A 19118-nucleotide genomic window follows, 5' to 3' on the forward strand; every position below is an offset into this window, starting at 1 on the left:
TCCCTCTGTGCACCCTGGCGGTGCATGCCCGGACAAGCTTAGCCGCCGGGCACTTCGGGGCCGGAACGCCGAACGGCGGGCCGTCCTCGAGAGGACGACCCGCCGTTCGGGTGTGATCAGTGGATCAGCGAGCTGCGTAGTACTCGACGACGAGCTGCACTTCACAGGTCACGGGGACCTCGGCGCGCTTCGGGCGACGCACGAGGCGGGCCTGGAGCTTGTCGATCTCGACCTCGAGGTAACCCGGGACCTTCGGCAGGACTTCCTGGTGGCCACCGGCAGCGGCGACCTGGAAGGGCTCCATCGACTCGGACTTCGGCTTGACGTGGATCAGCTGGCCCTCCTTGACGCGGAAGGAGGGGCGGTCCACGAGCTTGCCGTCGACCAGCAGGTGACGGTGCACGATCAGCTGACGGGCCTGCGCGGTGGTGCGGGCGAAGCCGGCACGGACCACGAGGGCGTCGAGGCGCTGCTCGAGGAGCTCGACCAGGTTCTCACCGGTCAGGCCCTTCGTCTTGCGGGCCTCTTCGAAGACGATGCGGAGCTGCTTCTCGCGGATGCCGTACTGGGCGCGCAGACGCTGCTTCTCACGGAGGCGGACGGCGTAGTCGCTGTCCGCACGACGGCGCGTACGGCCGTGCTCACCGGGGCCGTAGGGGCGCTTCTCGAGGTAACGGGCCGCCTTCGGCGTCAGCGGGATGCCGAGTGCGCGCGACAGGCGGGTCTTGCTGCGGGTACGTGACTTGGTAGACACAGGGTCCTTTTCTCTGTTCGAACTGAATACTCACCGGAGGCCGGGCACGCGAGTGCCCGTGGCCCCGACGACGGGATCCAGAGGGATGAGCCTGTGGGATCGGACGGCTACAGTCCGAACCTCTGCCCCCGTACCACCGGAGTGGCACTCTGTCCTCAACGCAGCCGTGCTCGAGGACCAGGACGTAGGCCCGGTAATGCTAGCAGGAAGTCGACGTGCCTTCCTACTGCCCGCGGGTGATCTTCCGGAGTCGTTCGAGCCGCGGACCGACCTCGCGCTCGTAGCCGTTCGCCGTCGGGGTGTAGTACTCGGTGCCCTCGAGCGCATCGGGCAGGTACTGCTGCTCGGCGACCCCGTGCTCGGCGTCGTGCGAGTAGACGTAGCCCTTGCCGTGGCCGAGTCGCTTCGCCCCCGCGTAGTGCGCGTCGCGCAGGTGCATCGGCACGGTGCCCATCCGGCCGGCCTTGACGTCCGCCATCGCCGCGTTCACACCGTTGTAGGCGGCGTTCGACTTCGGCGCGGTCGCCAGGTACACGACGGCCTCGGCCAGGGGGATGCGGCCCTCGGGCATGCCGATGAGCTGCACGGCCTGGGCCGCCGCGACGGCGATGGGCAGCGCCTGCGGGTCCGCCATGCCGATGTCCTCGGACGCCGAGATGATGATCCGGCGCGCGATGAACCGGGAGTCCTCGCCCGCCTCGATCATCCGCGCGAGGTAGTGCAGCGCGGCGTCGACGTCGCTCCCCCGCACCGACTTGATGAACGCGCTGATGACGTCGTAGTGCTCGTCGCCCTGCCGGTCGTACCGCAGCAGTGCACGGTCGACGGCCGCGGCGACGGTGTCCGCGTCGACCACCGGCACGGTGTCGTCGTCGTCGTCCTGGGCCGCGGTGGCCGAGGCCGCAGCGGCCTCGAGCGCCGTGAGGGCACGTCGGGCGTCACCCGAGGCCAACCGGACGATGGCCCCACGTGCCTCGTCACCGAGGACGACCGCCCCACCGAGGCCGCGGGGGTCCTCCACCGCACGGTCGACGAGCATGCCGAGGTCGGCATCGGTGAGCGGCTTGAGCGTCAGGAGCAGGGACCGGGACAGCAGCGGGGAGATGACCGAGAACGACGGGTTCTCGGTGGTGGCCGCGATGAGGATCACCCATCCGTTCTCGACACCGGGCAGCAGGGCGTCCTGCTGGGCCTTGCTGAACCGGTGGATCTCGTCGAGGAACAGCACCGTCGTGGACCCGTACAGGTCGCGGTGGGTGAGGGCCTTCTCCATGACCTCGCGCACGTCCTTGACGCCGGCGGTCACCGCGGAGAGCTCGACGAACTCGCGGCCGGACTGCCGCGCTATGGCCTGCGCCAACGTGGTCTTGCCGGTGCCTGGAGGACCCCAGAGGATGACCGACACACCGCCCGGGTTGTCGCGGGTGCCGGTGGCGAGCTGCACGAGCGGTGACCCGCGGCCGAGCAGGTGCTGCTGGCCGGCGACCTCGTCGAGGCTGGTCGGGCGCATCCGCACCGCGAGCGGGACGGAGCCCTGCGCGAGACCGGCGCGACCGCCCGTCGTGGGCGCACGCATGCTCGAACGGTCCGCTGCCATGCACCAATCGTAGGCCGACCCACTGACAGCCCCGCACCTCCCAGGCCGTTGATGGTGACGACTCGGATACGCTCGTTCCACACTGCGACGAGAGGGCAGAACAGCACCGTGGCACCGAAGAACCCAGCGCGCGACAACCGCGAGGCGCGCGAGCGCCTCCGTCTCTACCAGGCCCGCCAGGGACTCCACGACCGGCAGCGCCGCCGGCGTGTGCGCGACAACCTGGTCGGCGCCGGTGCCCTCGTGCTGGTCGCCGCCCTGGCCACCGGGTCGCAGCTCGCCTTCGCGGGCTCGCAGGGGAACGGGTCGGCGGACGCGAGCGCCACCGCCACGCCGACGCCCTCGGCGAGTGCCACGGCGGCGAACACGGGCGACGTGCCGAGCAAGGAGATCGCGAAGGGCGCGACCTGGACGGGCTCGCTGACGCTCAACAAGTCGATCGACCTCGGCATCGAGCTGGACGGCGCGAAGGCCCCGCAGGCTGCGAGCGTCGAGATCTCGTTGATCAAGGAGCAGTTCTACAACGGCACCACCTGCCACCGGCTGGCCGACAGCGACGGGCTGAAGTTCCTGCAGTGCGGTTCGGCGAACGGCGACGGCACGGGCGACGCCGGGTTCGAGTACGGTCCGCTCGAGAACGTCCCGAGCGACGGTGTCTACGACGAGGGCACCATCGCGATCGCGCGATCGACGTCGCCGTACTCGCAGTCGACCCAGTTCTTCATCGTCTACGGCGACACCACGCTCGACGGCTCCACGGGCGGCTACACGGTCGTCGGGAAGGTCACGAGCGGCCTGTCCGAACTCGAGTCGAAGATCGCCGCGAAGGGCATCTCGTCACCCGGTGACGACGGCACCGGCGAGCCGGAGGTCGCGACGACGATCACCTCCGCGACCATCGCCCAGGAGAAGTAGTCCACAAGCCGTTGCGTCCGGCGGGCCGCGGAGCCCGTCCGTGCAATAGGCTGACGACCTGACCGTGCCGACGGTGACGTCGGCGATGCACGACCACGATCGAGGCGAGACCTGTGGGATCTGACGAAGCAACGACCTGGGGGCGGGTCGACGAGAACGGGACCGTGTACGTCCGGTACGAAGAGACCGAACGTGCTGTCGGTGAGTACCCGGACGCCACCCCCGAAGAGGCCCTCGCCTACTTCGCGCGGAAGTACGCCGACCTCGAGGGGCAGGTGAAGATCGCCGAGCAGCGCGTCCAGCGTGGTGCGTCGGCGAACGACGTCGCCCGGACGGTCGAGCACCTGACGACCCTGGTGGCCGAAGCCCGCGTGGTCGGTGACATCAAGTCGCTCGAGACCCGAGTGGGCGCGCTCACCGAGCAGCTCGGCTCGCTCACCAAGGAGCAGGCCGAGCAGGCGCAGCAAGCCCTGAACGACGCCCTGGCGCACCGTGCGGCTCTGGTCGAAGAGGCCGAGGCACTCGCCGCGGTCGACCCGGCACGCGCGCAGTGGAAGCAGATCACGGCGCAGCTCGACGACGTGTTCGCCCGCTGGCAGCAGCACCAGCACGACGGCCCGCGCATCCCCAAGAACGAGGCGAACGAGCTCTGGAAGCGGTTCCGCGCAGCGCGGTCCACCGTCGACCAGCACCGTCGCGCGTTCTACTCCGAGCTCGACGCGCAGCACCGCGACGCCCGCACCCGCAAGCAGGAACTGGTGACCCAGGCCGAGGCACTCGCCTCGCGCGGGTCCGACGCGATCCCGGACTACCGCCAGCTGCTCGACGACTGGAAGAACGCGGGACGCGCCGGCAAGCGCCACGACGACGCTCTCTGGGCACGGTTCAAGGCCGCCGGTGACGTGCTGTTCGAGCAGCGCCACGCCGAGAGCGCAGCAGAGGACGAGGAGTTCTCCGGCAATCTCGAGGCCAAGCAGGCACTCCTGACCGAGGCCGAGCCGCTCCTCAAGGCGACCGATCGGGTGGCTGCGCGCAAGACCCTGACCGGCATCCAGCGCCGCTGGGACGAGGTCGGCAAGGTCCCCCGCGCGGACGTCCGTCGCATCGAGGACCGCCTCCGTGCGATCGAGGACCACGTGCGTGGGCTCGAGGACGCGCACTGGAAGGACTCCAACCCGGAGCGCAAGGCCCGGCAGACCGGACTCGCCAGCCAGCTCGAGGACGCCATCGGCAAGCTCGAGTCCGAGCTCGCCGACGCGCAGGCCTCCGGCGACGCCCGCAAGATCAAGGACGCCCAGGAAGCGCTCGACGCCCGCAAGATCTGGCTCGACGCCCTCGGCAGCTAGTCACCGCACACGACGACGCCCCCGCGACCGATCGGTCGCGGGGGCGTCGTCGTGTGGCGCCGCGTGGCGTCGTCGAGAGGCGTCCGTGCGGCGCCGCCGTTCAGACCGGCGCGGGCAGACCCAGCAGCAACCGGATGTCGAGGTCGTCCTGCCGCATCTGCGTGGCGAGCTCGTCCATCGAGTCGAACTTCACCATGCCACGGACGTACGAGACGAACAGCACCGAGATGCGGTCGCCGTACAGGTCGAGGTCGACGTCGAGCAGGTGCGCCTCGATCTGCTTGGCGGGCACGCCCTCGAACGTCGGGTTGTTGCCGACCGAGACCGCCGCCGGGTACACCGTGCCGTCGTGCAGCACCCGCGCGGCGTAGACGCCGTCGGCCGGTGCGAACCCCTCGAACGCCGGGTCGAGGTTCGCCGTCGGGTACCCCATGGCGCGCCCGCGCTGGTTGCCGTGCACGACGGTGCTGCGGACCGCGTGCTCACGCCCGAGCAACCGAGCGGCCTCGGCCACCCGCCCGTCGCCGAGCAGTTCGCGGATCCAGGTCGACGAGACGCGTCGCTCGCCGTCGGGGCGGACGTCGTCCACCAGGTCGACGTCGTCGATGAGCTCGACCGTGAAGCCGTGCTGCTCCCCCAGGCTGCGGAGCAGGGCGACGTCACCGGCGCCCTTCGCCCCGAAGCGGAAGTCGCTGCCGACGAAGACGAGCCGGGCGTGCAGGGTGTCGACGAGGATCTCGGACACGAACGCCTCGGGTGACTTCGACTGCAGTTCCTCGTCGAAGCGGAGCAGCAGCGTGGCGTCGACTCCGGCGTCGTCGAGGAGCTCGCGCCGCTGCGCCGTGCTCGTCAGGGCCGGCGGGACGTGCTGCGGGTCGATGACGTTGAGGGGGTGCCGGTCGAACGTCACCACGGTGGCGACCAGGCCCTGTTCGTGGGCGGCGCGCTCCAGGTGCGCGATCACCGCGCGGTGTCCGACGTGCACGCCGTCGAACTTGCCGATCGTGACGGCGCTCGGACCGAAGCCCTCGGCCACGTCGGCGATGTCGTCGTAGAACTGCACGGCTGCTCCTACTCGCCCACGGGGGCGGTGGTCGATGCGGGCACCGGTTCGACCGTCGCGGTGCGGTGGTGCTTGCGGAGCCACCAGAGTCCGGCGACCGGCAGCACCAGCGGCGCGAACGCGTAGCCCATGCCGTAGTACGACCAGATCGTGTCGTCGGGGAAGAGCTGCCGGTCGAACAGCGAGAGCGTGCCGATGACGAGCACACCGGTCATCTCGAACACGATCGTGACGCACGCGACGCGGTACCAGAAGCGTCCGGGCACGATCAGGGCGATCATCGCCACGATGTACACGACGGCGGCGATGGCGCTCACCGTGTACGCGAACGGCGCGAAGGAGAACTTCTCGATGATCTGGACGACGCTCCGGCCCGTCGCCGCCAGGGCGAGGATGCCGTACACGGCGATGAGGACGCGGCCGATGCCGGTCGCGAGTGAGGATCTGGTCGCCATTGCACCGATTCTACCGACGTGCGCGGACCACCATGACGCTCGACGTCAGTTCAGGGCGAACCAGATCTGGTACATCCGGTAGATCATGACCGCGACGGTGAACGCGCCGGCGCCGAGGACGACGGTGCTCCACTTCGTGCGGTCCACGAGCGCCCAGACGATGGCCGCCGGCGGCACCAGGAGCACCGACACGGCGTAGACCCCGAACTCGAGGGCGTTGCCGTCCGGCGGGCTGCCCGTCGCGGGCAGCACGATCGAGATGACGCCCTGCACCAGGAGCAGGACCTCGATGAGCGCGAGGGACCCCACGGTGTAGTCGTTCGGCTTCCAGCCGATGAACCCGACCACGACGGCGAACAGCCCGGCAAGGACCGCGACGACGAGCTGGACCCACATGAACCACTCGATCACGCGTGTGCCCCGTTCTGCGACGCCGGAGCAGCCGGCGCCGGGAAGTTCGTGATGACCCGGAGCAGTCCGCGCCGGACCGAGACCAGTCCGACGAGGCGGTCGTCGTCGACGGCCACGGCAGCCACCGGCTCGTCCGAGTCAGGGTGGTCGGCTGCGACGCGCTTGCCGTCGGTCAGGTCCTTCGCCGCGGCCGCGTCGAGCGACACCGACGAGAACAACCGGCGTGCCACGTCGGCCGGCCGGGCGAGCGCCGCGCGGACGTCGACGGCGTCGTCCTCGAGGTCGATCGCGTCGGCCACGTCGAACGGGCCGACCTGGGTGCGGCGGAGCGCCGTGAGGTGCGCGCCGGTGCCGAGGGTGGCGCCGACGTCGCGTGCGAGGGCCCGGACGTACGTGCCGGACGAGCAGGTCACGACGACGTCGAGGTCGACGACCGCCAGCTCGGCACCGTCGACCGTGACGGTGCGGTCGTTCCGGCCGGTGACGTCGAACCGCGAGACGGTGACCGTGCGGGACTTCAGCTCGACGGTCTCGCCCTTGCGTGCCAGGTCGTACGCGCGGCGCCCGTCGACCTTGATCGCGCTGACGGTGGACGGGACCTGGTCGATCCGGCCGCGCTGCAGGGCGACGGCACGTTCGACGGACTCGTCCGAGACGTCCGCTGCGGCGATGCCGGTCGCGGCGGTCGGGGTGCCGTCGGCGTCGTCGGAGTCGGTGGACACGCCGAGCCGGATGGTGGCGGTGTAGGTCTTGCCGAGGCCCACCAGGTGGGTGAGCAACCGGGTGGAGTGCCCGATCCCCAGGAGCAGCAGCCCGGTCGCCATCGGGTCGAGGGTCCCCGCGTGGCCGACCTTCTTCAGACCGAGGCGGCGGCGGGCGATCGACACGACGCGGTGGCTGGAGATCCCCTGCGGTTTGTCGACGAGGAGGATGCCGTCCGGCACGGTTTCGAGCACCAGAGGAGATTACCAGCGCCGGTCAGCAGGCGTCGTTCCACTCGCGACGAGGGTGCTCGGGATCGGTGACGTCGAGGACGGCGGAGGCGGCGATCTTGACGTCCGCCCGACGTTCGAGCCGGCCGGATTCCTGCTCGACCCACAGCGACCAGCGCCAGAGCCCGCGGACCCCCGGGGCCAGCAGCCCGTGCCCGTGCACGACCAGCACGCCGTCACCGGCGCCGGTGGTGCGGAACGGGGTGACCACCTCGGCGCGCAGTGTGTCGGGGTCGGTCGACGGCGCCGTCGCGGCCATCGCGGACACCCCGTGCTGCTCGAAGCCGGCCACCAGCGCGGCGGCGACGTGTTCGAGATCGGTGCCGTCCTGCCCGTCGATGCCGATCACGGTTCGGTTCGTGCCGACCTGCGCGATCACCTCAGCAGCGATCGCGGCCATCGTGTCGGTCTCCTCGGGTGCCCAGCGTGCCATGCGTCCACCGTAGGCTGTCGTGGTGAACGCGAGCAGTGCCTCCCAGCCGGATGTGGAGAACGCGAGCGTCCCCGACATCGCGACCCCGTTGACCACCTGGTTCCGACAGGAGGCCCGCGACCTGCCGTGGCGTCGTCCCGGCTTCCCCGCGTGGGGCACCCTGGTCAGCGAGATCATGCTGCAGCAGACGCAGGTCGCGCGCGTGATCCCCCGACTGGAGGCGTGGCTCACCCGGTGGCCATCGCCTGCGGACCTCGCGGCGTCGCCCCCGGCGGACGCGGTGCGTGCGTGGGACCGGCTCGGCTACCCGAGACGCGCGCTCGCGCTGCACGCGGCGGCCACGGTGATCGCGACCGAGCACGGCAACGTCGTCCCACGGGACGTCGAGGCGCTGCTCGCGCTGCCGGGGATCGGCGACTACACGGCACGGGCCGTCGCGGTGTTCGCGTACGGCGACCGCCACCCCGTCGTCGACGTCAACGTGCGGCGGGTCCTGAAGCGCGCGCTCCTCGGCCAGGGCGAGCCCGGGCCGGCGAAGGCCAAGGACGACCTGCCGCTGATGGAGTCCGTGCTGCCGGCCGACCGCGACGACGCCGCTGCGACGAACGCGGCGGTGATGGAACTCGGAGCACTCGTGTGCATCGCCCGCTCCCCCGCGTGCGACGCGTGCCCGATCGCGGACCGCTGCGCCTGGCGTGCGGCCGGGTACCCCGAACACGACGGGCCACGTGCACCGAAGCAGGCGAAGTTCGCCGGCAGCGACCGGCAGGTGCGCGGGCTGATCATGGCCGAGCTGCGCGCGAGCGACGTGCCGGTCGCCCGGTCGGAGATCGAACCGGTCTGGCCGGACGCCGAGCAGCGGGACCGAGCGCTCGCGTCGCTCCTGCGCGACGGGCTGGCGGTCGGCGACGACACCGCCGGGTACCGACTGCCGGACGCCTGACGTTCCGCCGGGCACGACGCGCGAACGCCCCGCTGCGCGGGGCGCAGCGGGGCGTTCGGACGGGCGGTGGCTAGGCCCGCGCCACGTCCTGCTCGTCGTCGGACTCCTCGTCCTCGTCCTCGTCGTGCTTGTACGGGTCGGCGTCGCCGGCGAACGTCGCACCGACCGACGCGGCTCGCACCTGCTCGTCACGCACCTGGGCCTGCACGAGCAGGTCCTCCATGTGCGCCGAGGTCTCCGGCAGTGCGTCGGCGATGAACTCGAGCGACGGGGTGAGCCGCGCCGTGATGTTCTTGCCGACCTCGGAGCGGAGCATGCCGGTCGCGGCCTTCAGCGCCGCGGCGGAGTCGGCGCGCTCCTCGTCGGTGCCGTACACGGTGTAGAAGACCGATGCGTGCTGCAGGTCTCCGGTCACGCGGACGTCGGTGATCGTCACGAACCCGAGACGCGGGTCGCGCAGACCCTTGTCGAGACGGCGTGCGACGACTTCCTTGATGCGGTCCGCCATCTTGCGTGCGCGCTGCGGATCGGCCATGGGTGCCTCCTGAGGCAGTGGCGGGACGTTTCCCGCCGGTGGTTCTGCGTGGAAAGGGGTCGGGCCCCGACCTCCCGCGACGGGAGGCCGGGGCCCAGGGTAGTCACACGATCAGTCGCGCGGCTTCTCGACGAGCTCGGTGGTCTCGATCTCGTCACCGATCTGGAGATCGTTGAACTTGCCCAGACCGATACCGGCCTCGAAGTCCGTGCGGACCTCGGTGACGTCGTCCTTGAAGCGGCGGAGCGACTCGATCGCCAGTCCGTCGGCCAGGACCACACCGTCACGGATGACGCGCGCCTTGGCGTTGCGCGTGATCGTGCCGGAGCGGACGATGACACCCGCGATGTTGCCGAACTTCGAGGAGCTGAAGACCTCGCGGATCTCGGCGACACCGGACTGGACCTCTTCGTACTCGGGCTTGAGCATGCCCTTGAGGGACTGCTCGATGTCGTCGAGTGCGTTGTAGATGACCGAGTAGAAGCGCACGTCGATGCCTTCGCGTGCCGCACGCTCGCGGGCCTTGACGTCCGGACGGACGTTGAAGCCGACCACGATGGCGTTGTCGATCGTGGCGAGGTCGATGTCCGACTCCGTGATCGCACCGACACCGCGGTGGAGGATGCGGAGCTGCACGCTGTCGTCGACCTCGATGTCCAGGAGCGACTGCTCGAGTGCCTCGACGGCACCGGAGACGTCACCCTTGATGATGAGGTTGAGCGAGTCGACCTTGCCCTCTTCGAGTGCACGGGTGAAGTCCTCGAGCGAGATGCGCTTGCGGGCCTTGGCCAGCTGGGCGTTGCGCTCGGCGGCTTCACGCTTCTCGGCGATCTGACGTGCCGTGCGGTCCTCTTCGGTGACGAGGAACGTGTCACCGGCGCGGGGCACCGAGGACAGACCCTGCACCTGGACCGGGCGGCTCGGCGTGGCGGCCTTGACCGCGACACCGTTCTCGTCGGTCATCGCACGGACTCGGCCGTAGGCCGTGCCCGCCACGATGGCGTCGCCGACGTGCAGCGTTCCGGACTGGATGAGGACGGTCGCCACCGCACCACGGCCCTTGTCGAGCCGTGCTTCGATCGCGACGCCGCGGGCGTCCTTGTCGGGGTTCGCACGCAGGTCGAGCCCGGCGTCAGCGGTGAGCAGCACGGCGTCCAGGAGGTCCTGGATGCCGATGTTCTGCCGAGCCGAGACGTCGACGAACATGACGTCTCCGCCGTACTCCTCCGCCACCAGGTTGTACTCGGTGAGCTGCTGGCGGACCTTGGCCGGGTTCGCGCCTTCCTTGTCGATCTTGTTCACCGCGACCACGATCGGCACGTTGGCCGACTGCGCGTGGTTCAGCGCCTCGATCGTCTGGGGCATGATGCCGTCGTCCGCCGCGACCACGAGGATCGCGATGTCGGTGACCTGCGCACCACGAGCACGCATGGCCGTGAAGGCCTCGTGACCCGGGGTGTCGATGAACGTGATCGGACGCTCGATGCCCTCGTGCTCGGTGACGATCTGGTACGCACCGATGTGCTGGGTGATGCCACCGGCTTCACCCTCGACGACCTTCGAGTTCCGGATCGCGTCGAGCAGTCGCGTCTTACCGTGGTCGACGTGACCCATGACGGTCACGACGGGGGGACGGACCTGCAGGACGGAGTCGTCCTCGTCGGCGTACTCGGCATCGATGTCGATGTCGAAGCCCTCGAGGAGCTCCTTGTCCTCGTCCTCGGGCGAGACGATCTGGATCTTGTAGCCCAGCTCGTCACCGAGGACCTCGAACGTGGCCTCGTCCAGCGACTCGGTCGCGGTCGCCATCTCACCGAGGTGGAACAGCACCGTGACCAGGTTGCCGGGCATGGCGTCGATCTTGTCCGCGAAGTCCGAGATGCTCGCACCGCGACGGAGTCGGACGACCGTGTTGCCGTCGCCACGAGGGACCTGCACACCGCCGAGCGACGGGGCCTGACGCATCTCGTACTCGGCGCGCTTCGTCCGCTTCGACTTGCGAGCACGACTCTTGCCGCCACCGCGACCGAACGCACCGGCGGTACCACCACCGGGGCCACGACCACGGCCACCGCCACCGGCGGGACGCGGGCCGCTGAAGGCCGGACGCGGGAAGCCGCCACCGGCACCGCCGCCGGCACCCGGACGGGCGCCACCGGGGCCGCCACGACCGCCACCCTGGCCCGGGCGCTGCCCGAAGCCGTTGGGACGGTTCGCCTGACCGGGTCCACCCGGACGCGGTGCACCCGGACGCGGGACGCCGGGACGCGGGGGCTGCGGACGCGGGATGCCCGCTCCACCGGCACCAGCGGCGGGGCGCTGGCCCATGCCCTGGTTCGAGGCGAAGGGGTTGTTGCCGGGGCGCGGCGGGCGCGACCCCATGCCCTGGTTCGACGCGTAGGGGTTGTTGCCCGGACGTGCGCCGGGCTTCGGGCCACCGGGCTTCGGGCCGGCAGCGGCGGGCTTGGCGCTGGAGCCGGGCTTCACCGCGTCGGTCTTCGGCTCGTCACCGGTCGAGTCGGCCGGCTGCGCGGCAGCCTGCTGCTCGGCGGCGGCCTTCTCGGCACGGGCCTTCTGTGCGGCCTCGGCCTCAGCCTGTCGCTGGGCGACGGACTTCGGTGCGGCCGGGGTCGGGACGTCCTCGGCAGCAGGTGCTGCCTGGACCTCGGGCTCCGGTGCGGGTGCCGGACGGACCGGACCGGGGCGCGGGCCGCCGGGCTTCGGCGCGCCGGACGCGGGCGTACTGCTCTTGGCCGGCGTGCTCGGCGCGGGGGCCGAGGCTGCGGGCTTGGATGCCGGGACACCGTCCGCCTGCAGGGCGGCACGGAGCTTCCGGGCAACGGGGGGCTCGATGCTCGAGCTGGCACCCCGGACGAACTCTCCGAGCTCCTTGAGCTTCTCGAGTGCGGTCTTGCTGTCGACGCCGAGTTCGCTTGCGATCTCGTGTACGCGTGGTTTAGCCACTGTTCTCCTTCACGGGTCCCACCCCGTAAAGGGCAGGACTCAATGGATGACGGGTCTCATTTCGAGCCGCTCATCAGTTGTCCATAAGCCGTTCAGCCTGTTCTGTCATGTCCGGGCGCTCGGTCGACGCTCGTGAGAGGCCGACGATGTGGTCGAGCACCGCGGACGTGTCGGGATCGCGATCCAACCGGAGCGCACGGCGGAAAGCCCTGCGCTTGACGGCCAGATCGTAGGCATCGACGGTCGGTGTGAGCCATGCTCCCCGGCCCGGCATGACTGCCTTCGGATCCGCCACGACGCGGCCATCGCTCAGGGCGACGACTCGGAGGAGTGAGGATCGGGAAGCGCGACGACGACTGCCGATGCACGTTCTGACGGGAACCACTCTACTCCTTGCCTCGGACGTCCGCGATCCGGCGCGCCCTTCTGGGCACGCCGGCGGCGAAATCGCCTAGTCGTCGCCGTCCAGGATGGAGTCCGGCTGGATGTCGATCCGGGCCCCGGTGAGCTTGGCGGCCAGGCGGGCGTTCTGCCCCTCCTTGCCGATCGCGAGCGACAGCTGGTAGTCCGGCACGAGTGCGCGGACGGCCTTGGTCGACGCGTCGAGCACGAAGGCGCTGGTCACCTTGGCCGGCGACAGGGCACTCGCGACGAACGCCGACAGGTCCGGGGACCAGTCCACGATGTCGACCTTCTCGGCACCCAGCTCGTTGGTGACGGCACGCACGCGCGCACCGAGCTCGCCGATGCAGGCGCCCTTCGCGTTGACGCCGGGCTCGTTCGCCTTGACCGCGATCTTCGTGCGGTGGCCGGCTTCGCGCGCCAGCGACGTGATCTCCACGACGCCCGAGGCGATCTCCGGCACCTCGAGGGCGAAGAGCTTCCGGACCAGGCCCGGGTGGGTGCGCGACACCGTGATCTGCGGGCCCTTGTTGCCGCGGGCGACGCTCGTCACGTACACGCGGATGCGCGAACCGTGCGCGTAGGACTCGCCCGGCACCTGCTCTTCGGGCGGCAGGATCGCCTCGACCGTGCCGAGGTCGACCATCACCATGCGCGGGTTGGGGCCCTGCTGGACCACACCGGCGACGATGTCGCCTTCCTTGCCGCGGAACTCGCCGAGGATCTTGTCGTCACCGATGTCGCGCAGGCGCTGGTTGATGACCTGCTTCGCCGCGAAGGCCGCGATGCGACCGAAGTCGCTCGGCTGGTCGACGGCTTCACCGATGACGGTGCCCTCGTCGTCGAGCTCGGGGACGTAGACACTGACCTCGCCGGACTTGCGGTCGAGCTCGACACGCGACTGCGCGTGGGCCGGCTCGCCGTTCTCTTCGGCGTGCTTCTGGTAGGCGGTCAGGATGGCAGATTCGATGATCTGGACCAGTTCGTCGAACGGGATCTCCCGCTCGCGCTCCATGAGTCGCAGGACTGCGAGATCGATCTTCACCGAGGTGCCTCCGTATTCAGATGAGTCGCTCCTGCGGATGGAACCGTCGCAGAAGTCGGCCACAAGCGTACCGCACTGCGGCTCGCGGACCCGAGTCGAGACGGACGGGAGGCCCGGTGCCAGCTGGCACCGGGCCTCCAGTCCGTCTCCTGGTGGCGTCTAGATCGCGCGGACCGCGTCGAGCAGCTCGGCGACCGGCACGTCGCGGCGTTTGCCGCTGGCACGGTTCCACAGCTCGACGACGCCGTCGGCGGCGCCGCGGCCGGCGACGACCACGATCGGCATGCCGAGCAGCTCGGCGTCGCGGAGCTTGACGCCGGGCGACACCTTCGGACGGTCGTCGTAGAGCACGTCGAACCGCTCGCCCTCGAGCTCGGCGACGATCGACGTCGCCAGCTCGTAGGCGACCTGGTCACGGCCGGTGGCGACGATGTGCACGTCGAACGGTGCGACGTTCTTCGGCCAGGCCAGGCCCTTGTCGTCATTGTGCGCCTCGGCCAGGATCGCCAGGATGCGCGTCACGCCGATGCCGTACGAGCCCATCGTGACGGTCGCGAGCTTGCCGTTCTCGTCCTGCACCTTGAGGCCCAGGGCCTCGGCGTACTTGCGGCCGAGCTGGAAGACGTGGCCGATCTCCATGCCGCGGGCGGTCTCGAGCGGACCCGAGCCGTCGGGCGACGGGTCCCCCGCGCGGACGTCGGAGACCTCGGCGACACCGTCGGCCACGAAGTCACGGCCGGCGACCAGGCCGGAGACGTGCACGCCGCGCTCGTTGGCGCCGGTGACCCATGCGGTGCCGTCGACCACGCGCGGGTCGACGAAGTACCGGATGCCCGTGGCGCTGTCGGCGCCGAGGACCTGCGGGCCGATGTAGCCCTTGACCAGGCCCTTGTGCTTCTTGAAGTCGTCGTCGCCTGCGGCTTCGACCTCGGCCGGGGCGAACGCCACCTCGGCGCGCTTCAGGTCGACGTCGCGGTCACCCGGGAGGCCGACGACCACGACCTCGCGCGTGCCGTCCAGGTGGGTGAGGGCGAGGACGACGTTCTTCAGCGTGTCCGCGGCGGTCCACGGCGCACCGTCGCGCGGGGCGACCTCGTTCGCGTGCGCGACGAGCGTGTCGATCGTCGGGGTGTCCGACGACGGCAGGAGCACCGCGTCGGGCTGGCCCTCGATCGGCAGGGACGCGGGCACGGGCGTGACGTAGGCCTCGACGTTCGCCGCGTAGCCGTTGGCGCTGCGGACGAAGGTGTCCTCGCCCACGGCGATCGGGTGCAGGAACTCCTCCGACTTGGAGCCGCCCATCGCGCCGGCGTCCGCCTTGACGATGACGTACTCGAGGCCGAGGCGCGCGAAGATCTTCTCGTACGCGTCGCGCATGACCTGGTAGCTGCGCTCGAGGCCCTCGTCGGTGAGGTCGAACGAGTAGGCGTCCTTCATGGTGAACTCGCGACCGCGCAGCAGACCCGCGCGCGGGCGTGCTTCGTCGCGGTACTTATCCTGGATCTGGAACAGCGTGACGGGGAGGTCCTTGTACGACGAGTACAGGTCCTTCACCAGCAGCGCGAACATCTCTTCGTGCGTGGGGGCGAGCAGGTAGTCGGACCCCTTGCGGTCCTTCAGGCGGAACATGCCGTCGCCGTACTCGGTCCAGCGGTTCGTCGCCTCGTACGGCTCGCGCGGCAGCAGCGCCGGCAGGAGCACTTCCTGCGCCCCGGCCGCGACCATCTCGTCGCGGATGATCCCCTCGATCTTGGCGCGCACCCGGAGACCGAGCGGCAGCCAGGCGAAGATCCCCGGGGACTGGCGACGGACGTACCCGGCGCGGACGAGCAGCTTGTGGCTCGTCACCTCGGCGTCGGAGGGGTCGTCGCGGAGCGTACGGAGGAACAGATGCGAAAGCCGTGTGACCACGGGGCCAGCCTAGCGGCGTGCGCCGACCCGGACGAACGGTGCGACGCAGCGCGCTACGGGGTGGTGATGACCTCGGGGCTGCCGAGCGCGGCCTCCGGCCCCATCTCGTCGGCGATGCGGTTCGCCTCGGCGATCAGGGTCTGCACGATCTCGTGCTCCGGTACCGTCTTGACGACCTTGCCCTTGACGAAGATCTGGCCCTTGCCGTTGCCCGACGCCACGCCGAGGTCGGCCTCGCGCGCCTCGCCCGGGCCGTTCACGACGCAGCCCATGACGGCGACGCGCAGGGGGACGGACATGCCCTCGAGCCCCTTGGTGACGTCGTTCGCCAGCTGGTAGACGTCGACCTGGGCCCGGCCGCAGCTCGGGCAGGAGACGATCTCGAGCTTGCGCTCGCGCAGGTTGAGGGACTGCAGGATCTGCAGGCCGACCTTGACCTCTTGCGCGGGCGGCGCGGACAGGGACACGCGGATGGTGTCGCCGATGCCCTCGGCCAGCAGGATGCCGAACGCGGTGGCGCTCTTGATGGTGCCCTGGAACTCCGGGCCGGCCTCGGTCACACCGAGGTGCAGCGGCCAGTCGCCGGCGGCGGCGAGCTGTCGGTAGGCCTTGACCATGACGATCGGGTCGTTGTGCTTGACCGAGATCTTGAAGTCGTGGAAGTCGTGCTCCTCGAACAGGCTGGCTTCCCACACGGCGGACTCGACGAGCGCCTCGGGTGTGGCCTTGCCGTACTTCTGCAGCAGGCTCGGCTCGAGCGACCCGGCGTTGACGCCGATGCGGAGCGACACACCTGCGGCCTTCGCCGCGGCGGCGATCGCACCGACCTGGTCGTCGAACTTGCGGATGTTGCCCGGGTTCACGCGGACAGCGGCGCAGCCGGCGTCGATCGCCTGGAACACGTACTTCGGCTGGAAGTGGATGTCGGCGATCACCGGGATCTGCGACTTCTTCGCGATGATCGGCAGCGCGTCGGCGTCTTCCTGCGTCGGCACGGCGACCCGGACGATGTCGCAGCCGGAGGCCGTGAGCTCGGCGATCTGCTGCAGCGTCGCGTTGATGTTCGTCGTCGGGGTCGTGGTCATCGACTGGACGGACACCGGAGCGTCGCCGCCCACGAGCACCTTGCCGACCCGGATCTGGCGCGACTTGCGTCGGGGGGCGAGGGTTTCGGGCGACTTGGGCATACCGAGGTTCACAGCGGGCACGTGAGCACTCTACGCGCTCGCTCTGATCGACCCGGCCCGGTCACACCGGACGTTCAGAGCCGCGCGGCGCTGTCCACCACGGTGATGAGCGGCGCGTACAGCCGCATCGCGTCGAGGGCGCGCTCGTGGTCGGCGTCGCTCGCCCCGGCGCAGGCGTCCGCCACGACCGTCACGGTCGCTCCGGCGTCCGCCGCCGCCAGGGCTGTGGACAGGACGCAGCAGTCGGTCGACACGCCCGTGAGCACCAGGTGCGGGTGGTCGCCGACGACTGCCTGGAGGCCCGTCCCCCACTTGCCGAACGTCGGCTCGGTCACGACGGGGTCGTTCCGGTCCCCTGCCGCACTCGCGAAGGGTTCGGTCAGCGCGTACAGCGGGTCGGCGTCCGGCACGAGGGCGAAGGGCCACTCGCGGTAGTACGGCACCCAGGCGCCCTGCGGGCGCTGGGGTGCGACGAACCGGGTGAACACCGTGCGTCCGGTGAAGCGGGGCAGCAGACGCTCGATGCCGACACCGGCGTGGTCGTACCGCGGCGCCGCCCACGGGGACTCCCCCGTGAAGAGCTGCTGCATGTCGATGACGACGAGCCAGGCGTCGTCGGGGACGCTCGTGCTCCCCGACGTGCTCACCGCTCCGCTCACCGACGTGCTCACCGCTCCGCTCACCGCTGTGCTTCCTGGCGCCGGACGGAGCCCCGGGCGAACAACAGGGTGCCGAGGAACCCGACGACGAGGGCGACCAGCACACCGAGGTTCGCGTAGGCCCAGGCGCCCTTCCGTCCGCCGAGGCCGAGCGGCTCGAGCAGGTAGCCCTGCCACGACAGCCAAGCCGGTGACGCCAGCGTGACGAGGCCCCATCCGAGCGCCGTGCCGACCGCGACCAGGGCGATCGCGCTCCACCGGACGTCGCCGTACCGGCCGTGACGGTCGTCGAGCTCGCCTTCGGCGTAGGCAGTGCGACGCAGCAGGACGTCGGCGACGAAGATGCCGGCCCAGACCGCGATCGGCACGCCGAGGGTGATGAGGAACGCCTGGAACGGACCGACGAAGTCCTTCGCGAAGAACGCGATGTAGATCGCACCCGCGACCATGAACACACCGTCGACCCCGGCGGCGACCGGCCGTGGGATCTTGACGCCGACGCTCAGCAGTGCGAGGCCCGACGAGTAGATGTCGAGCACCGCGCCGCCGACGAGCCCGAGGATCGCGACGAGGGCGAACGGGATCAGGAACCACACCGGCAGGATCGTGGTGAGCGCGCCGATCGGGTCGGCACCGATCGCCACGTTCAGGTCCGGCGAGGACCCGGCGAGCAGGACACCGAAGACCACGAGGATCGCCGGTGCGAGGGCACCGCCGAAGGTCGTCCACCCGACGACTCCCCCGGTGGACGACGACCGCGGCAGGTACCGGGAGTAGTCGGCAGCGGCGTTCACCCAGCCCAGCCCGAAGCCGGTCATCACGAGCACGAGCGCACCGATGAACTGCTGGCTGCTGCCCGTCGGCATCGCGGCGACCGCGGCGAAGTCGATGGACGGCACGGCGAGCACGACGTAGACGACGGTGAGCACCCCCGTGATGACCGTGATCCAGGTCTGCAGGCGCATGATCACGTCGAAGCCCGCGACGCCGGCCCCGACCACGAGCGCGGCGACCACGACGAGGGCGACGACCTTCGTCAGCACCCCGCCGTCCCAGCCGAGCTCGGTGAAGACCGTCGAGGTCGCGAGGACCGCCAGTGCGGCGAGGGAGGTCTCCCACCCGACGGTGAGGATCCAGCTGAGGAACGAGGGCACCCGGTTGCCGCGGACCCCGAAGGCCGCGCGGCTCAGCACCATCGTCGGCGCCGACCCCCGCTTGCCGGCGATCGCGACGACGCCGCACAGCAGGAACGAGAACACCACCCCGATGACCGAGACGACGGTGGCCTGCCAGAACGAGATGCCGAAGCTGACGACGAAGGACCCGTAGGCGATGCCGAGGACGGAGATGTTCGCCGCGAACCACGGCCAGAAGAGTCCCCGCGGGGTGCCCTTGCGGTCGGACTCGGCGATGACGTCGAGACCCTGCCGTTCGACGGTGCGGACCTCGGGCGCGGCGGTGGTGGGCCCGGAGTTCGTGGGCGCTGTGCTCATCCGCTGAGCGTAG

18 protein-coding genes are annotated in these 19118 nt (G+C 70.4%); 3 read left to right on the plus strand and 15 right to left on the minus strand.

Going from position 1 to position 19118, the window contains the following annotated elements; genetic code table 11:
• Window positions 1–124: 124 nt before the first annotated feature.
• Together rpsD and DEJ14_RS10520 are read right to left on the minus strand one after the other, a co-directional pair.
• A complete protein-coding gene (gene rpsD / locus DEJ14_RS10515) occupies window positions 125–754 on the minus strand; it encodes a 30S ribosomal protein S4 (protein WP_111083900.1) in 630 nt (209 codons plus the stop codon).
• Between the two features lie 223 nt (window positions 755–977).
• On the minus strand, window positions 978–2330 hold the full coding sequence (locus DEJ14_RS10520; protein WP_111084157.1) for a replication-associated recombination protein A: 1353 nt from the start codon (window positions 2328–2330) through the stop codon (window positions 978–980).
• Between the two features lie 129 nt (window positions 2331–2459).
• Between DEJ14_RS10520 and DEJ14_RS10525 the strand changes: the two genes are divergently transcribed.
• On the plus strand, window positions 2460–3266 hold the full coding sequence (locus tag DEJ14_RS10525) for a peptidylprolyl isomerase (RefSeq protein ID WP_111083899.1): 807 nt from the start codon (window positions 2460–2462) through the stop codon (window positions 3264–3266).
• Window positions 3267–3379: 113 nt separating this feature from the next.
• Entirely contained in the window at window positions 3380–4612 is a 1233-nt protein-coding gene (locus tag DEJ14_RS10530) for a DUF349 domain-containing protein (protein WP_181437390.1), read from the plus strand.
• A gap of 100 nt (window positions 4613–4712) precedes the next feature.
• Here the strand turns inward: DEJ14_RS10530 and DEJ14_RS10535 are convergent, their stop codons facing one another.
• From DEJ14_RS10535 to DEJ14_RS10555, 5 genes are read right to left on the minus strand one after another with little or no spacing between them, the layout of a single operon-like run.
• Window positions 4713–5675, minus strand: coding sequence for a bifunctional riboflavin kinase/FAD synthetase (locus DEJ14_RS10535; protein ID WP_111083898.1), 963 nt, complete (start codon window positions 5673–5675; stop codon window positions 4713–4715).
• Window positions 5676–5683: 8 nt separating this feature from the next.
• A complete protein-coding gene (locus DEJ14_RS10540; RefSeq protein WP_111083897.1) occupies window positions 5684–6130 on the minus strand; it encodes a hypothetical protein in 447 nt (148 codons plus the stop codon).
• A 45-nt stretch (window positions 6131–6175) separates the two neighbouring features.
• Window positions 6176–6541, minus strand: coding sequence for a hypothetical protein (locus DEJ14_RS10545; protein WP_111083896.1), 366 nt, complete (start codon window positions 6539–6541; stop codon window positions 6176–6178).
• Window positions 6538–7497, minus strand: a complete 960-nt coding sequence (truB, locus tag DEJ14_RS10550) for a tRNA pseudouridine(55) synthase TruB (RefSeq protein WP_111083895.1) — start codon at window positions 7495–7497, stop codon at window positions 6538–6540. Before truB ends, DEJ14_RS10545 begins: the two co-directional genes overlap by 4 nt.
• A 22-nt stretch (window positions 7498–7519) precedes the next feature.
• Complete coding sequence (locus DEJ14_RS10555; RefSeq protein WP_111083894.1) at window positions 7520–7966, minus strand: hypothetical protein; 447 nt, start codon at window positions 7964–7966, stop codon at window positions 7520–7522.
• A 22-nt stretch (window positions 7967–7988) separates the two neighbouring features.
• Between DEJ14_RS10555 and DEJ14_RS10560 the strand changes: the two genes are divergently transcribed.
• On the plus strand, window positions 7989–8909 hold the full coding sequence (locus DEJ14_RS10560; protein ID WP_502868753.1) for an iron-sulfur binding domain-containing protein: 921 nt from the start codon (window positions 7989–7991) through the stop codon (window positions 8907–8909).
• Between the two features lie 70 nt (window positions 8910–8979).
• Here the strand turns inward: DEJ14_RS10560 and rbfA are convergent, their stop codons facing one another.
• The 8 genes from rbfA to DEJ14_RS10600 form a co-directional block, all read right to left on the minus strand.
• Window positions 8980–9444 carry a 30S ribosome-binding factor RbfA gene (rbfA, locus tag DEJ14_RS10565; protein WP_111083893.1) on the minus strand — a complete coding sequence of 155 codons (465 nt, stop codon included), beginning with the start codon at window positions 9442–9444 and terminating at the stop codon, window positions 8980–8982.
• Between the two features lie 111 nt (window positions 9445–9555).
• Window positions 9556–12408, minus strand: a complete 2853-nt coding sequence (infB, locus tag DEJ14_RS10570) for a translation initiation factor IF-2 (protein ID WP_111083892.1) — start codon at window positions 12406–12408, stop codon at window positions 9556–9558.
• A 73-nt stretch (window positions 12409–12481) separates the two neighbouring features.
• Window positions 12482–12793, minus strand: a complete 312-nt coding sequence (locus DEJ14_RS10575; RefSeq protein ID WP_111083891.1) for a YlxR family protein — start codon at window positions 12791–12793, stop codon at window positions 12482–12484.
• A gap of 66 nt (window positions 12794–12859) precedes the next feature.
• A complete protein-coding gene (gene nusA / locus DEJ14_RS10580) occupies window positions 12860–13855 on the minus strand; it encodes a transcription termination factor NusA (RefSeq protein WP_111083890.1) in 996 nt (331 codons plus the stop codon).
• A 159-nt stretch (window positions 13856–14014) separates the two neighbouring features.
• A complete protein-coding gene (locus tag DEJ14_RS10585; protein WP_111083889.1) occupies window positions 14015–15766 on the minus strand; it encodes a proline--tRNA ligase in 1752 nt (583 codons plus the stop codon).
• A 53-nt stretch (window positions 15767–15819) separates the two neighbouring features.
• Window positions 15820–16953 carry a flavodoxin-dependent (E)-4-hydroxy-3-methylbut-2-enyl-diphosphate synthase gene (ispG, locus tag DEJ14_RS10590; protein ID WP_111083888.1) on the minus strand — a complete coding sequence of 378 codons (1134 nt, stop codon included), beginning with the start codon at window positions 16951–16953 and terminating at the stop codon, window positions 15820–15822.
• Between the two features lie 74 nt (window positions 16954–17027).
• Window positions 17028–17636: a cysteine hydrolase family protein gene (locus DEJ14_RS10595; protein ID WP_258373158.1), complete on the minus strand. Its 609-nt coding sequence runs from the start codon at window positions 17634–17636 to the stop codon at window positions 17028–17030.
• Entirely contained in the window at window positions 17633–19105 is a 1473-nt protein-coding gene (locus DEJ14_RS10600) for a purine-cytosine permease family protein (RefSeq protein ID WP_111083887.1), read from the minus strand. The genes DEJ14_RS10595 and DEJ14_RS10600 overlap by 4 nt, the downstream gene beginning before the upstream one ends.
• Window positions 19106–19118 lie beyond the last annotated feature (13 nt).

The organism is Curtobacterium sp. MCJR17_020 (assembly GCF_003234365.2).
Lineage (GTDB): Bacteria > Actinomycetota > Actinomycetes > Actinomycetales > Microbacteriaceae > Curtobacterium.

Bases quoted from the DNA above. Each gene is read 5' to 3' on its own strand.
- DEJ14_RS10520 (WP_111084157.1), bottom strand. From the start codon at position 2,330: ATGCGTGCGCCCACGACGGGCGGTCGCGCCGGTCTCGCGCAGGGCTCC.
- DEJ14_RS10600 (WP_111083887.1), bottom strand. From the start codon at position 19,105: ATGAGCACAGCGCCCACGAACTCCGGGCCCACCACCGCCGCGCCCGAG.
- ispG (WP_111083888.1), bottom strand. From the start codon at position 16,953: ATGCCCAAGTCGCCCGAAACCCTCGCCCCCCGACGCAAGTCGCGCCAG.
- DEJ14_RS10555 (WP_111083894.1), bottom strand. From the start codon at position 7,966: ATGGCACGCTGGGCACCCGAGGAGACCGACACGATGGCCGCGATCGCT.
- DEJ14_RS10540 (WP_111083897.1), bottom strand. From the start codon at position 6,130: ATGGCGACCAGATCCTCACTCGCGACCGGCATCGGCCGCGTCCTCATC.
- rbfA (WP_111083893.1), bottom strand. From the start codon at position 9,444: ATGGCCGATCCGCAGCGCGCACGCAAGATGGCGGACCGCATCAAGGAA.